General features: G+C 72.1%; 14 protein-coding genes. 10 read left to right on the forward strand and 4 right to left on the reverse strand.

Translation table 11 applies throughout. From position 1 onward, the window contains the following. The first annotated feature begins 15 nt into the window (after positions 1-15). The 7 genes from ACFY6U_RS05210 (at position 16) to ACFY6U_RS05240 (ending at position 5,617) form a co-directional block, all read left to right on the forward strand. Positions 16-852, forward strand: a complete 837-nt coding sequence (locus ACFY6U_RS05210; RefSeq protein WP_390035137.1) for a glutamate ABC transporter substrate-binding protein — start codon at positions 16-18, stop codon at positions 850-852. Between the two features lie 118 nt (positions 853-970). Further along, on the forward strand, positions 971-1,636 hold the full coding sequence (locus ACFY6U_RS05215; protein WP_293999038.1) for an amino acid ABC transporter permease: 666 nt from the start codon (positions 971-973) through the stop codon (positions 1,634-1,636). Next, complete coding sequence (locus tag ACFY6U_RS05220; RefSeq protein WP_390035138.1) at positions 1,633-2,535, forward strand: amino acid ABC transporter permease; 903 nt, start codon at positions 1,633-1,635, stop codon at positions 2,533-2,535. Before ACFY6U_RS05215 ends, ACFY6U_RS05220 begins: the two co-directional genes overlap by 4 nt. A 236-nt stretch (positions 2,536-2,771) precedes the next feature. Next, a complete protein-coding gene (locus ACFY6U_RS05225; protein ID WP_390035139.1) occupies positions 2,772-4,403 on the forward strand; it encodes an FAD-dependent monooxygenase in 1,632 nt (543 codons plus the stop codon). Between the two features lie 78 nt (positions 4,404-4,481). Then, positions 4,482-4,553 (forward strand): putative leader peptide, encoded by a 72-nt coding sequence (locus ACFY6U_RS05230; protein ID WP_311737274.1) that lies wholly within the window; start codon positions 4,482-4,484, stop codon positions 4,551-4,553. 72 nt (positions 4,554-4,625) lie between these two features. After that, positions 4,626-5,174, forward strand: a complete 549-nt coding sequence (locus tag ACFY6U_RS05235) for a cysteine dioxygenase (protein WP_390035140.1) — start codon at positions 4,626-4,628, stop codon at positions 5,172-5,174. Next, positions 5,165-5,617, forward strand: coding sequence for a rhodanese-like domain-containing protein (locus ACFY6U_RS05240; protein WP_390035209.1), 453 nt, complete (start codon positions 5,165-5,167; stop codon positions 5,615-5,617). The genes ACFY6U_RS05235 and ACFY6U_RS05240 overlap by 10 nt, the downstream gene beginning before the upstream one ends. On the opposite strand, the gene ACFY6U_RS05245 is transcribed toward ACFY6U_RS05240, so the two are convergent. The 4 genes from ACFY6U_RS05245 to recA all read right to left on the reverse strand — a co-directional run bounded on the left by ACFY6U_RS05245 (position 5,614) and on the right by recA (position 11,364). Further along, entirely contained in the window at positions 5,614-6,573 is a 960-nt protein-coding gene (locus tag ACFY6U_RS05245; RefSeq protein ID WP_390035141.1) for a sugar ABC transporter substrate-binding protein, read from the reverse strand. The genes ACFY6U_RS05240 and ACFY6U_RS05245 overlap by 4 nt on opposite strands. A gap of 181 nt (positions 6,574-6,754) precedes the next feature. Next, positions 6,755-9,286 carry an ABC transporter permease gene (locus ACFY6U_RS05250; RefSeq protein ID WP_390035142.1) on the reverse strand — a complete coding sequence of 844 codons (2,532 nt, stop codon included), beginning with the start codon at positions 9,284-9,286 and terminating at the stop codon, positions 6,755-6,757. A 97-nt stretch (positions 9,287-9,383) separates the two neighbouring features. Continuing rightward, the gene (recX, locus tag ACFY6U_RS05255) at positions 9,384-10,226 is read right to left on the reverse strand and encodes a recombination regulator RecX (protein ID WP_390035143.1); all 843 of its coding nucleotides are present in this window, start codon (positions 10,224-10,226) and stop codon (positions 9,384-9,386) included. A gap of 4 nt (positions 10,227-10,230) precedes the next feature. Beyond that, entirely contained in the window at positions 10,231-11,364 is a 1,134-nt protein-coding gene (recA, locus tag ACFY6U_RS05260) for a recombinase RecA (RefSeq protein WP_390035144.1), read from the reverse strand. Positions 11,365-11,842: 478 nt separating this feature from the next. Here recA and ACFY6U_RS05265 point away from each other — a divergent pair, with 478 nt between their 5' ends. The 3 genes from ACFY6U_RS05265 (at position 11,843) to ACFY6U_RS05275 (ending at position 14,412) form a co-directional block, all read left to right on the forward strand. Then, positions 11,843-12,118, forward strand: a complete 276-nt coding sequence (locus tag ACFY6U_RS05265; protein WP_390035145.1) for a polyprenyl synthetase — start codon at positions 11,843-11,845, stop codon at positions 12,116-12,118. Continuing rightward, positions 12,111-13,163, forward strand: a complete 1,053-nt coding sequence (locus ACFY6U_RS05270) for a polyprenyl synthetase family protein (protein WP_390035146.1) — start codon at positions 12,111-12,113, stop codon at positions 13,161-13,163. The genes ACFY6U_RS05265 and ACFY6U_RS05270 overlap by 8 nt, the downstream gene beginning before the upstream one ends. A gap of 88 nt (positions 13,164-13,251) precedes the next feature. Then, positions 13,252-14,412, forward strand: coding sequence for an oxygenase MpaB family protein (locus ACFY6U_RS05275; protein ID WP_390035147.1), 1,161 nt, complete (start codon positions 13,252-13,254; stop codon positions 14,410-14,412). Positions 14,413-14,451: the final 39 nt, after the last annotated feature.

Genomic DNA, 14,451 nt, shown 5'->3' on the forward strand with positions numbered 1-14,451 from the left:
CGAGGGATGTTCATCATGCAGCTCCGCAAGGTCACCGCCGCCTCGGCCGCCGTGCTCGCGCTCGCCCTGTCCGCCACGGCGTGCGGCGGCGGCGACAAGGACGACAGCGGTTCCTCGGGCGGCGGCAAGATCAAGGTCGGCATCAAGTACGACCAGCCCGGTCTCGGCCTCCAGGAGCCCGACGGATCCTTCTCCGGCTTCGACGTGGACGTGGCCACCTACGTGGCCGGGCAGCTGGGTTACAAGCCGAACCAGATCGAGTTCGTGCAGACCAAGAGCGCCGACCGGGAGAACGCCCTCGCGCGCGGCGACGTGAAGTTCATCGCGGCCACCTACTCGATCACCGACGAGCGCAAGGCGAAGGTGGACTTCGCCGGCCCGTACCTGCTGGCCCACCAGGACCTGCTGGTCAAGAAGGACTCGACGATCGCCGAGGGCGCGGACCTCAACGGCAAGAAGCTGTGTTCCGTGACGGGTTCGACCTCGGCGCAGAACATCCAGAAGACGATCGCCCCGAAGGCCAACCTCAAGGAGGTCGGCACCTACTCGGAGTGCATCGCCGGCCTGCAGAGCGGCGCCGTCGACGCGGTGACCACGGACGACTCGATCCTCGCGGGCTTCGCCGCCCAGGACAAGTACAAGGACCAGTTCAAGCTCGCCGGCCTGAAGCTGAGCAACGAGAACTACGGCATCGGCGTCAAGAAGGGCGACTCCGCGACCGTCGACAAGATCAACAAGGCGCTGGAGAAGATGGTCGGCGACGGCTCCTGGGACAAGGCCGTCACCAAGAACTTCGGCCCGGCCAACTACAAGAACGAGCCCGCCCCGAAGATCGGCGTGATCGTCAAGTAAGGCTTCGCGCACGGCGGAACCGAACCCCCGAACCCCGCGCGCGCCGCCGCCACCGCTTCCCCGGCGGCGGCGCGCCATGCCCTCCACGTACGCCACACACCCGGAAGCGCGGGAAATCGTGTTCGACTTTCTTCAAGGCTACGACGTCCTAGGGGCGTTCTGGACGACGGTGGAACTGACCGTCCTCTCCGCCGTCGGCTCCCTGGTCTGGGGCACCCTGCTGGCCGCGATGCGGGTCAGTCCGGTACCGCTGATGCGCGGGTTCGGCACCGCCTACGTCAACATCGTCCGGAACATCCCCCTGACGGTCATCATCATCTTCACCTCGCTCGGCCTCGCCGACATCTTCGGTGTGACGCTGGGCGCCTCCGACTTCAAGGTCCAGGGCTTCCGCCTCGCGGTGCTCGGCCTGACCGCCTACACCGCGGCCTTCGTCTGCGAGGCGATCCGCTCCGGCATCAACACCGTGCCCCTCGGACAGGCCGAGGCGGCCCGCGCGATCGGGCTGAACTTCTCGCAGACCCTGCGGCTGATCGTGCTGCCGCAGGCCTTCCGCGCGGTGATCGGCCCGCTGGCCAACGTCCTGATCGCGCTGACGAAGAACACCACGGTGGCGGCCGCGATCGGCGTCGCCGAGGCCGCGGCCCTGATGAAGACCATGATCGAGAACGAGGCCCAGACGCTGGCCATCGGCGCGGTCTTCGCCTTCGGCTTCGTGGTCCTGACCCTCCCGACCGGCCTGTTCCTCGGCTGGCTCGCCAAGCGCCTGGCGGTGAAGCGATGAGCTCCGTCCTGTACGACACCCCCGGGCCCCGCGCCAAGCGGCGCAACGTGGTCCTCTCCGTCGTCTTCGTCCTGCTTCTCGCCCTCGCGGTCTGGTGGGTCTGGCAGAAGATGGACGACAAGGGCCAGCTCAAGTGGGACCTGTGGCAGCCGTTCACCACCTCCGAGGCGTGGACCACGTACCTGCTGCCGGGCCTCGGCAACACGCTCAAGGCCGCGGCGCTCGCCATGGTCATCGCCCTCCCGCTGGGAGCGGTCTTCGGCATCGCCCGCATGTCCGACCACGCCTGGGTGCGGATACCGGCCGCCTGGATCGTGGAGTTCTTCCGCGCGATCCCGGTCCTGCTGCTGATGCTGTTCGCCAACGAGTTCTACGTCCGCTCCACCGACGTCGGCAGCGACGAACGGCCGCTGTACGCGGTCGTCACCGGCCTGGTGCTCTACAACGCCTCGGTGCTCGCCGAGGTCGTACGGGCCGGCGTCCTCGCGCTCCCCAAGGGGCAGACGGAGGCGGCGTACGCGATCGGGCTGCGCAAGGGGCAGACGATGACCGGCATCCTGCTGCCGCAGGCGGTCACGGTGATGCTGCCTGCCATCGTCAGCCAGCTCGTGGTGATCGTGAAGGACACCGCGCTGGGCGGTGTGATGCTGCAGTTCACGGAACTGCTCACCGCGCGCGGCACGCTGGCCGCCAACTACGCCAACGTCATCCCCAGCTTCGTCGTCGTGGGGGTCGTCTTCATCGTGCTGAACCTCGCGCTCACCACCTTCGCCTCGTGGCTGGAGCGCCGGCTGCGGCGCAGCAAGCGGGGCACGGGTGCGGTCCTCGGCCCCGAGGACGTCCACGACCTGAACGCGGCCGAGGTGGCCGGAGCCTTCGGCTCGGGAGCCTCCGCCTGACCCGGAGTCAACCCGCGCACCGGGTACGGAGGCGGCGGCCGTCGGGCCGCCGCCTCCACCGCGTTCCGGCGGCCCGACGGGGTTCGCGCGCCCGCCATGCTGACGTGTCCCCGGGTGCGCCGCTTGACCGGGTGGCGCCCAGTCTGTTGCATACGTTCTGTGATCGTGCACCCTGCTCCACCCACCCCTTCATCGATGTCCGTCGGGACTTGCGTACGGGCAGGGGGCGCCGCGCCGTGGACCCGGTGATCATCGTCGGAGCGGGGCCCGTCGGGCTCACGCTCGCCCTGGCGCTGGCCCGCCAGGAGGTGCCGTCCGTCGTGCTGGACGAGGGCCCGGGCAAGGACGAGCCGCGCCCGGCGCGCACGGTGGTGCTCCGCGAGGACACCGCCGCCCTGGTGGCGCGCCTGTCCGGTGCCCCGCTGGACGATCTGGGCGCCCGCTGGACCGGCTGGCGCTCGATGCGGCGCCGGCAGGTGCTGCGCGAGGTCGTCTTCGACGACGCCCGCGAGCCGTCCCCGCTGCACCTCGCACAGCACGTGCTGACCGACGCCCTGCGCGCCGCGATCACCGACGAACCGCTGGTCAAGGTCGCCACCGACAGCCGCCTGGACGCCGTCGAGCAGGAGCGCACCGGAGTCACCGCGCACACCCGGGGCCCCAAGGCCACCTGGTGGCGCGGCAGTTATCTGGTGGGCTGCGACGGCCCCCGCTCGACCGTGCGCAAGCTCCTGGACATCCGCTTCCCGGGCCGTACGGCGGTGGAACGACATGCGGTCGCCGCGCTGCGCACGGAACTTCCGTGGCCCGGCCAGGCGTTGCTCCATCGGACACCGCCGTGGCGGACGTCCGGGCCCTCGGCCGGGGAGGTGACCGCCCGCCCCCTCCCGGACGGCGTGTGGCGCCTGGACTGGCTGCTGCCGCCCGGCAAGGACCTGGTCACGCCCGAGCTGCTCCTGACCCGGATCCGCGAGACCCTCGCGGGCTGGACGGGCGGCACCACACCGCCGTACGACCTGCTCGACACCGGCGTCCACACCGTGCACCACCGCCTCGCCCGCAGGTGGCGGGTGGGCCGGGTGTTCGTCGCCGGGGACGCCGCGCACCTGCTCGGCGCGCTCGGGACGCACGGCCTCGACGAGGGGCTGCGGGACGTGGACAACCTCGCCTGGAAGCTGGCCCCTGCCTGGCACCACGGACCGCACGAGGCGCTCCTCGACAGCTACCAGACCGAGCGGCGCGCGGTGATCGCGGCCCGGCTGCGCGCGGCCGACCAGGTGCTGCCGGTGCTGCGCGGCGGTGGCGGGCTGCGCGGGTTCGTCCCCGGCGCGTCCCGGGGGCACGACGCGCTCCTCACGGAAGGTCACCTGGGGCAGGGCCCGCTCGGTGCGCCGGGGGCGTACGCCGACTCGCCCCTCGCCCCCCGGCACCTGGAGCACGAGATCCCGGTCGACACCCCGCCGGGGACACCGGTCACCGATGTCCGGGTCACCGCGGAGGACGGCACCTTCGTGCAGCTGCGCTCCCGCCTCGGCCGCGGCGCGCTGCTCGTCGTCCTGATCGCGCCGGGTACGGGCGTGTGGGACCGCAAGCACTGGGTCTCCGCCGGGATCATGCCCCGGCTCGCGGCGGCCGTGACGGCGCTGCCGCACCCCGCCGAGCTGCTGGTCGCCGAGGCCTACCCGGGCGCCCCGGCGCACACCGTGCTGCTCGTGCGCCCCGACGGCCATCTGGTCACCGCCCTCAACGGGGTCCGCCCCGCCGACCTGTACGCGGCGGCCGAGGCGACGCTGGGCGGCAAGGACCAGGAGAAGAGCGAGCAGGCGGAACAGAAGGCCGGGGCGGAGGCCGGTTCCCCCACGCGGTGACCAGGCGGTCCACATGCTGACGGCGAGTTGACCGGCCCGCACCGGCGTGGTGTACTCCGCATCGTGAACGACACCACTGTGCGCCTGTGGCGGAAGGTCCATGTGGACCTGGTCCGCTATGCGGGCTGCGTGTGTCTTCCGTCCTGCTGACTTCGCATTCCTCTTCTCTCGCCGGGCGCCGTCCGCGCCTGCTTCTGCGAACCCTCATCAGGATCGGTGCACGTGTCTGCTTCTCTCTCGTCGTCCTCCGTCTCCCCGTCCGCCCCTGCGCCCGGTGCCGCGCCCACCCAGGCGGACCTCCTCGACTTCGTCCGGCGTACGGCCGCCGACGCCGAGCTGATCGCCTCGCTCCCGCTCGACCCCGAGGGCCGCACCTGGGTACGGCTCGACGGCCCCGCCGGCAGCGAGGCCTGGCTGATCGGCTGGCCCCCCGGCACCGGCACCGGCTGGCACGACCACGCCGAGTCGGTCGGCGCCTTCCTCACCGCCACGGGTGAGCTGAAGGAGTACTCGCTGGCCACCCGGCTGCCCACCGACGGCTGGCGGACCCTGGAGCTCTCCGAGGGCGTCGACCGCGAGCGCCGGCTGCCGGCCGGGAAGGGCCGCTCCTTCGGCCGCGACCACGTCCACGAGGTGCTCAACGAGTCCACCGAGCACCACGCGGTCTCCGTCCACGCCTACTACCCGCCGCTGCCGCGGATCCGCCGCTACAGCCGCGCCGGACAGGTGCTGCGCCTGGAGCAGGTCGAGCGCCCGGAGGACTGGCAGTGAGCGGCACGGAACCGCTGGAGCCGCGTCCGGTGGGCATCGACGAGCTGCTGGAACGGGTGCGCGCGGGCTACCGGCGCATCGAGGCGCAGGACGCGTACGACGCGGCGCGCACCGGTGAGGCCCTGCTCGTCGACATCCGGTACGCGGCGCTGCGCGAGCGGGACGGGGTGATACCCGGTGCGCTCGTCGTAGAGCGCAACGAACTGGAGTGGCGGCTGGATCCCCAGGGCAGCCACAAGACCCCGGAGGCCACCGGTCACGACCTCCAGGTCGTCGTGATCTGCAACGAGGGTTACGCGTCCAGCCTGGCCGCCGCCTCCCTGCACCAGTTGGGCCTGCACCGGGCGACGGACCTGATCGGCGGCTTCCAGGCATGGAAGACGGCGGGCCTGCCGGTCACGCCCCAGCCGTCCGAGCCGTCCCGGTCTTCGCCGTCTTCCTAGTCGTCCGTGGGGCAGTACAGCGGCGCGAGATCCGCGTTGTCCTTGGTGACCAGCCGGATCCGCGCCTTGGCGATCTTGTCCGTCTTCTCGTCACGCAGCAGGGCGATCGTGTTCTCCACCGCCGACTGACCCATGTCGGCGGCCGAGTTGGAGACCGTGGCGGCGAACCGTCCGTCCCTGAGGGCCGCCAGCCCCTCGTCCGTGCCGTTGACGGTGACGATCCGCACGCCCGTGGCCCCCGCCGCGTCGAACGCCTTGCGCACACCGAAGGCCATCTCCTCATTGGCGACGAACGCGTAGTCCAGGTCGGGATGCGCCTTGATCATGCTCGCGGCGACGGTCCTCGCCCTGGCCGCGTCGAACATGCCCGGCTGGTCGGCGACCACCTTCGCGTTGGCCGGCAGCGCCTTGGTGAACCCGCCGACGAGCAGGTCGGAGGCCGCGCCGGGCGCCCCGGCGACCACTCCGACCCGCACCCGGCGTCCGGCGGCGTCGTCGGCCACCCACTGGGCGTCCAGCTCGCCCACCTCCTCCAGGTCCACGACGACCGCCCCCAGGATGTCGGAGGGATCGGCGTCGACCGAGGTCAGGAAGACGGGGATGTGCGCGCTTCGGGCCTTGACGACGTCCTTCTCCAGGGCATCGGTACTGACCGTCTGGATGATGATCACGCCCACCTTGCGCGCGATCATGTCCTCGATGTTGGACAGCTCCCGCGCCGCGTCCTGATGCGAGTCGGCCGTGACGATCTCGGCGAAGTTGTCCTTGGCCGTCCTCACCACGGCCCGCTGCAAGCAGGTGTGGAACTGGGTGGACCCTCCGTTGACGAACCCGATCACCAGCGGGCCGTCGTCGCCGCTGCGCTGGGTCGAGTCGAACGCGCAGCCACCCAGTCCCAGCCCGGCCACCAGTCCGAAGGCGGCCAGGGCGCTTCGGACACGAGCAGTTCCGGGCATGGCGGTGCCGCCTTTCGAATACACGGACTCGCCTGTTCCACGAAGGAGTCGACGACATACGGAGAGCCACGCGGGTGGCGGGACCGGCCGAAGCTACCGCCACCCCGAACAGAACGAACCCGCCTGCGCGCGCACGCTATGAGTGCGCGCGCGGTAGCGATCCCGGGGAGGCGGCCCGGACCTAGTCCTTCACCGTCGCCGCCGTCACCACCGGCACCCGCAGGGCCACTCGTCCGGGAAGAGCCGCGGCCACCAGCGCGAGCAGCGCGGCGGTCGCCACGACGGTCACGTACAGCAACGGTGTGACCGTCGCTGCGGCGTGGCCTGTCATGCCGACACTGAACCCGGTGAGTACGGCGAGCGCGATGCCGCTGCCGAGCGCCGTGGCGAGTGTCAGCACGGACAGCACCTCGGTGCGCAGCATCCGAAGCACCTGGCGGCGGGTGGCACCGGCGAGCCTGAGCAGCGCGAACTCCCGCCCCCGGTCGGCGACCGACATGGCGAGCGTGTTGACGACGGCGATGGCGGTGAAGGCCAGGACCAGCCCCATGGCCAGGTAGTTGACCTCGGCGTTGTCCTGCTGACGCGCGGCCCGGAGGTCGTCGACGGCGGTCGGCGAAAGAATGTCGAGCCCCGGGAACTCACGCAGCGTAGCCGTCAGTTGTGCATGTGTACGGGCGGTGCTGACGAGGACGGAGGAGGCGAGCGGGTTGTCCACGTGGTGCGCGACGAGGTCGTGGGCGAAGGTGAGGTCGCCGAAGCCGAGACCCCGGGCGTAGACGGCGGCGACGGTGAGGGTGGCGGGCGTGCCGTCGCCGAGGGTGAGCTTCAGGGAGCTGCCGGGCTTCAGGTGGTGCTGGTCGGCGGCCAGTTCGCTGACGGCGACGGTGCGGTCGGTGAGCCGGTCGAGGGAGCCGGCGGTGACGCCGGGGTCCCAGGTGCGGGTGAGGCCCTCGGGAGTGACGCCCTGGGCCGGGTACTTGTCGAGCCCGATGCGGACGGTCGTGCGGACCACCTCGGTGACGGCGTCGTGGTGCGCCCGCAACCGCCGTGCCGCATCGGCCGGGACGCCCGGCCCCCGCGCGGTGACGATCCAGTCCGCGGTGACTCCGGCGCGGGCCTGGGCGCGGGCGGCGGCGTCGAGTGTGGACTGGACGAACAGCACGGTGCAGGTCATCCCGATGAGCAGGGTGAGGGGGGTGACGACGGAGGCCATCCGGGCGGCGTTGCCGCGCAGGTTGGCGGTGGCGAGCCGGCCACCGTGGCCGGTGAGCCGCAGCGGTCCGGCGAGCAGCAGCGCGGCCGCCTTGACCAGCAGCGGACCGAGCAGGGCGACGGAGATGGCGAGGACCACGACGGCGAGGAAGGTGACAGGCGTCGAGGCGGCTTCGGTGCGCAGGGAGGTGAGCAGCACGACGAGGACGGCTCCACCGGCGAGCAGCAGCAGACCGGTGGCGATCCTGCCCCGGGCGGGCCGGGCGGGCTCGACGCGGGACTCGGCCAGCGCCTCGGTCGGCCGGATCCGGGCGATGCGCCGGGAGGCGATACGGGCGGCCGTCCAGGCCCCGGCCAGGGTCGCGGCGAGCGCGGCGAGGGGCGGGACGACACCGGTGGTGTGCTGAAGCGCGGCGGGTACGGCGCCGAGCGCGACGAACCTGGTGTGCAGCCAGGTCCCCAGAGGCAGGCCGAGGAGTGCGCCCAGCGTGCCGGCGACCGCTCCGATGACCAGGGCCTCACGGCCGAGCAGGCGACGGATCTGTCCCGGGGTGGCGGCGATGGCACGCAGCAGGGCGAGTTCGCGGTGGCGCTGCTGGACGGTGAGCGCGAAGGTGCCGACGACCACCAGGACCGCCACGAGCAGCGAGGTCCCGCCCATGGCGGCGCCCATGCTGACCAGCCGGACCCGGGCGGCGGCCGCGTCCAGGAACTCGACGGGGCCACGGGCGTCCCCGGTGGAGACCTGGGCGGTGGTACCGCGCAGCGTGCGCGTCACGGCCTGCTCCAGCTGCTGCGGGTCGGTGCCGTGCGCGGGCAGCACACCGAACGCGGTGACCTGTCCTGGGTGCGCGGCCAGCCTGCGGGCCTCGGCGGCGGAGAAGAAGAGGGCCGTCTGGTGGCGTACGTCCGTGGCCGGAGCGGCGATTCCGGTGATCCGGTAAACGCGCGGGGCCTGCGTCGACTGCACGGCGAGGGTGTCGCCGGGCCGCAGCCGGGCACGGGCGGCGAGATCGCGGTCGACCACCAGGTCGGTGGCGGCCTGCGGCGCGGTACCGGTGACCAGCCGGTACGGGGTGAGCGCGGCGGACTCCCAGGCGTGCCCGTAGGCGGTACGGCCGCCGGTGCCGGCCGGGGTCAGCGGCTGGGCGAGGAAGGTGAGTTCGGGCACCACCCTGGCGACATCGGGCGTACGGGCGAGTCCGGCCTCCAAGTCGGCCGGCAGCCAGGCGCGCTCGGCGATGGGTTTCGCCTTGTGCTTGACCTTGGTCTTGCCGTGCTTGTGCTTGACGGTGGTCCGGTGGACGTACTGGTCGGCGGAGACCACGACCGGGGTCGCCGCGTAGCGCTCGGTGCGGATCGTGCCGCGCAGGCCGGTGTCGAGGAGGGTGCCGCAGGCCGTGATCAGGGCGGCCGCGCAGAGCAGGGCGAGGAAGGCGCCGAGAAAACCGGCCTTGCGGGCACGGATGGTCTTGAGGGCGTAGCGCAGCAGCGTCATGACGTACACCGTCGTCGACACGCGGGGCCCGGGGCACTGCGGTGGTCCGGTGTCCTGACGGGGGGTTAACCCCACCCCCGCGGCGGCTGTCGCCCCGTCAGAAGTCCCCGCCCTCCAGGAACTCCGTGTCCTCGCCCTCTTCCTCCAGCGCCCGCCGGACGACCCGGAGGGCCATGCCCTCGGGGTACCCCTTGCGGGCGAGCATGCCGGCGAGGCGGCGGATCCGCTTGTCGCGGTCGAGGCCCCGGGTGGAGCGGAGCTTGCGGGCGACGAGTTCGCGGGCCGTCTCCTCCTCCTGCTCGGAGTCAAGCTGGGCGACGGCCTCGTCGACGAGCGCCGAGTCGACGCCCTTGGTGCGCAGTTCCTGGGCGAGTGCGCGCCGGGCCAGCCCCCGGCCGTGGTGCCGGGACTCCACCCAGGCGTCCGCGAACGCGCTGTCGTTGATCAGCCCGACCTCCTCGAACCGCGACAGCACCTCCTCGGCGACGTCGTCCGGGATCTCCCGCTTGCGCAGGGCGTCCGCGAGCTGTTTCCGGGTGCGCGGGGTCCCGGTGAGCAGGCGCAGACAGATCGCCCGCGCCCGCTCAGCCGGGTCCGCAGGAGGTTCCCCCTGCTCGGCCCTCGACGAGGAGGAGGAACCTCCGTCCTCACCGGACGGCTCCCCGAAGCCACGCCGACGGCGCGTCCCGGACTTCCGCGAGCCACGGCCGGGTGACCCGTGCCCGCGGGGCCCGCCCGGGCCGCCGTGCGTGCCGTCGTCGTACAAGCCGTCGGCGTACGCGGCGTCGCCCCCGTGTGTGCCGCCCCCGTAGTTGTCGCCGCCCGTGCCGTAGGCCTCGTCGCCGTCCCCGGTGGAGCCCGGGTCGCCCCCGGTGCCCCTCCCCCGTGGGGCACCGGGGGACGCGTACTCGTGGTCGGCCCAGTCGGTTCGTCGTGTCACGGCGTCAGCTCTTGGCGGTGGCGGCCTTGGGCTTGGTGGCCTTGGCGGCGGCCGGGGCGGGCACCATCTTCGCGGCGTCGTCCGTGGCTGCCGCGGTGGTGACCGCCGCGTCCGCGCCCGGCTCGGCGGCGGGCGTCTCCGGGCGGACACCGACGCCCAGCTTCTCCTTGATCTTCTTCTCGATCTCGTTGGCCAGGTCGGGGTTGTCCTTGAGGAAGTTGCGCGCGTTCTCCTTGCCCTGGCCGAGCTGGTCGCCCTCGTACGTGTACCAGGCGCCGGCCTTGCGGACGAAGCCGTGCTCCACGCCCATGTCGATCAGACCGCCCTCACGGCTGATGCCCTGGCCGTAGAGGATGTCGAACTCGGCCTGCTTGAAGGGCGGCGCGACCTTGTTCTTGACGACCTTGACCCGGGTGCGGTTGCCGACCGCCTCGGTGCCGTCCTTCAGGGTCTCGATGCGGCGGATGTCGATACGCACCGAGGCGTAGAACTTCAGCGCGCGGCCACCGGTCGTGGTCTCCGGGGAGCCGAACATCACGCCGATCTTCTCGCGGAGCTGGTTGATGAAGATCGCGGTGGTCTTGGACTGGTTGAGCGCGCTGGTGATCTTCCGCAGCGCCTGGCTCATCAGGCGGGCCTGGAGACCGACGTGGCTGTCGCCCATCTCGCCCTCGATCTCCGCGCGCGGGACGAGCGCGGCGACGGAGTCGATGACGATGAGGTCGAGGGCGCCGGAGCGGACCAGCATGTCCACGATCTCCAGGGCCTGCTCGCCGTTGTCGGGCTGGGAGAGGATCAGGTTGTCGATGTCGACGCCGAGCTTCTGCGCGTACTCGGGGTCGAGGGCGTGCTCCGCGTCCACGAACGCGACCTGGCCGCCGGCCTTCTGCGCGTTGGCCACGGCGTGCAGGGTCAGGGTCGTCTTACCGGAGGACTCCGGTCCGTAGATCTCCACCACACGGCCGCGCGGCAGGCCACCGACACCGAGGGCGACGTCGAGCGCGGTCGAGCCGGTCGAGATGACCTCGATGGGCTCCTTGGCCCGCTCGCCCATGCGCATGACCGCGCCCTTGCCGAATTGCCGTTCAATCTGTGCGAGCGCGGCGTCGAGCGCCTTCTCGCGGTCGGTTCCTGCCATGGGTTCCACCCGGTTTGCTTGAGTCGATCGCTTCACGTCAAAGACGCTAACGCCTGCCACTGACAATGCGCCCCGACGCCGGTTCGACCTGTGGACAACTCGGGGATGTCTCCGCCCAAACCATGTCGAACTGCCGCTGGGATCCCCGCCGCGAGCCGTGCCGGAGCCTCCATGAGAATGGATGTTCGATTTTTGTGTCAAGCGCACCACTCGGTACTCCCGCCACTTCCCCGCAGGGCGCTCACCCACCCCTCACTCGCCGCTCGCCCATGGCTCCGGGCGTACGCGGCACGCGAGCGGGAGTGCGCTGCGTGCCGGGGGCGGCAGCCGGTGACGGGACCGCGGCACGGCGATCCGCACCACCCGGCAGGGCGTTCACCCGATCGTGAGTTTCCACCTGCCCGCACCCGTCGTGCCGCGATGCTCGAAGAGGCGGCCGGGAGAGCGCCGCCCGTTGGTGCCGTGGGTGGGAGAGCGCATGACACGTGAGACGGGACGACTCGGTCTGGACGAGCAGGCCGTGCTGCTGGCGGCGGGGCTGGCCGATCTGGCGGTGAGCACGGCGGGCACCGCCTTCGGGACGTTACGGGGGCTGCTGCGCCGCTCGGACGCCGGCGCGCTGGCGGCGGAGGCCGAGCAGGACCTCACCGCGCGGGGGCGCCTGGTCCTGGACCGGTACGCGACCGTGCCCCCGGCCCATCTGGAGATCCTCGCCCGGCACGCCCTCGCCCGGCGGACCGCAGGCGATGACTGACCGCTGGGATCCGGGCGCCTTCAAGAACCGCGTCGACGAGGTGCTGCGCCGGTTCGTCGCCGAGGAGGCCGACCTGTTCGCGGCGGTCGACCCGCTGCTGGCCCCGGTGGCGGAGCAGCTGGAGGCGGCGGTCACGGACGGCAAACGGCTGCGGGCGGCGTTCTGCTATTGGGGCTGGCGTGCGGTGGGCCAGCCGGACAGCGACGCACTGGTGCGGGCGGCGGCCTCCATGGAACTGGTGCACGCCGCCGCCGTCGTCCACGACGACCTCATCGACGACAGCCCGCTGCGGCACGGCCGCCCCACCCCGCACATCGCCCTGCGCGCCGCCGTACGGGACCGTCCGCACGCCGAGGACACCGCGCGGTCGCTGGCGCTGCTCGTGGGCGATCTGCTGATGTCACTGGCCGGGCAGCTGTTCGCGACCTGCGGGCTGCCCGCCGCCTACCTCGCCCGGGCTCGCCCCCTGTGGTCGGTGCTGGCCCGGGAGCTGATCGCGGGCGAGTGCCTGGAGATCCTGCGCACCGGAGCCGGTCCGGACACCATGGCCTCGCTGAAGGTGATCCGCTACAAGACCGCCAAGTACACCGTCGAGCAGCCCCTGTTGATCGGCGGCGCCCTGGCCGGGGCCGGCGAGCGGCTGCGCGCGGGGTACTCCGCGTACGGACTGCCGTTGGGCGAGGCCTTCCAGCTGCGCGACGACCTGCTCGGCCTGTTCGGGGCACCGGAGCACACCGGCAAGGCCAACGCCGACGACGTACGCGGCCACCGGCCCACCGCCCTGCTCGCGGAGACCTGGCGCCTCGCCCGTGCCGACGACCGGGAGCGGCTGGGCGCGCTGCTCGGCCGCCGCGATCTGGACGCGGACGGCCTGGACGCGGTCCGCGAGGTGATGTGCCGGCTCGGGGCGCCCGACCGGATCGAGCACATGATCGGCGCACGGGTCGCGGAAGCGCTCGACGCCCTCCACGAACTGAACGTGCCGGCCCCGGCCGCCGGCGCCCTGACCTCGCTGGCCCACTCGGCCGCGGTCCGCCTGTCCTGACCCGCACGGGTGACCCGCGACGGCACCCGCGACGTCCCCGACGACCTGCGACGGCCTGCGCCGACCCGCGATGACAAGGAGCCCTGCCGTGATGCACACCGAGGCCTCGCTGGACACCCTGCGGCACGCCGGTGACGAACTCGCCGACGCCACGGTCGCCGCACTCTTCGAGCGCGGGGAGGCGGGCACGTTCAACACGCTGATGCGCTACGTCTCCACCGCCGGCGCTCCCCTGCCGGACGGACTGCCCGACGTCGCGCGCGAGTACCTGGAGGCCACCCGGGTGCCGCCGTCCTGGGTGGACTGGGGCGAGATGGAGAAGGCCCGGCTGTTCTTCATCGACAACAACGTGCACATCTCGACCGCGCTGTCCTTCGCCGCCATGCCCGCCTGTTACGTCGTCCCGCGCGTGGCGAAGCTGCTGTCGGCCACGCACGGGCTGAAGTACCCGTCCAAGCGCATGGCGGAGACCGGTCAGTTCACCGTCTACCTCATGCGGCCCGACGCCTTCGAGGCCGGCAGCCGCTTCGTCCCGGCCGCCCAGAAGGTGCGCCTGCTGCACGCCTCCATCCGGCACCACCTCAGGCGCGAGAACCGCTGGGACACCGAGGCGCTCGGCACGCCGATCTGCCAGGAGGACATGATCGGCGGGCAGATGTTCTTCTCCATGCTGGTCCTCGACAGCCTGCACCGGCTGGGCGTCCACCTGTCCACGGAGGGCGCGGAGGCGTACTACTACGCGTGGCGGGTGGTGGGCGCCATGCTCGGCGTCGACCAGGAGGCCGTCCCGAAGACCCTCGAGGAAGCACGCGCCTTCCTCGACCTGTACATGGTCCGCCACATGGGCCCCTCCGGGGAGGGCGCGGTCCTGACCCGGCAGCTCATCGACCTGTACGAGGAGGTCGTCCCCGGCACCTTCTTCGACCCGATCGTCTCCGCCCTGATCCGCCACCTGGTGGGCGACACCTGCGCCGACTGGCTGGAGGTGCCGCGCACCCCGTGGGACACCGTCGTCAAGGTCGTACCGCACCTCCTCGGCGTCCTGGAGACCATCGAGGACCGCTCCCCTCTCGGCGCCTGGGCCCTGGACCGCCTCGGCCACCTCACCACCGTCCTCGAACTGTCCTCTCTCACCCGTGGCCGCGTCATGCACTACGCCATCCCCGAACACCTCAAGAAGGACTACGGCGTCCCGGGCACCGTCCCCCGCACCCGCCGGTGGACCCCACCGGCCGCCACGGTCTCCTGATCCCCCTACTCCGCGAGGCGTACGGCGGGTGCCTTCGGC

It is taken from the genome of Streptomyces sp. NPDC013157 (assembly GCF_042899865.1).
Taxonomy (GTDB): Bacteria; Actinomycetota; Actinomycetes; order Streptomycetales; family Streptomycetaceae; genus Streptomyces.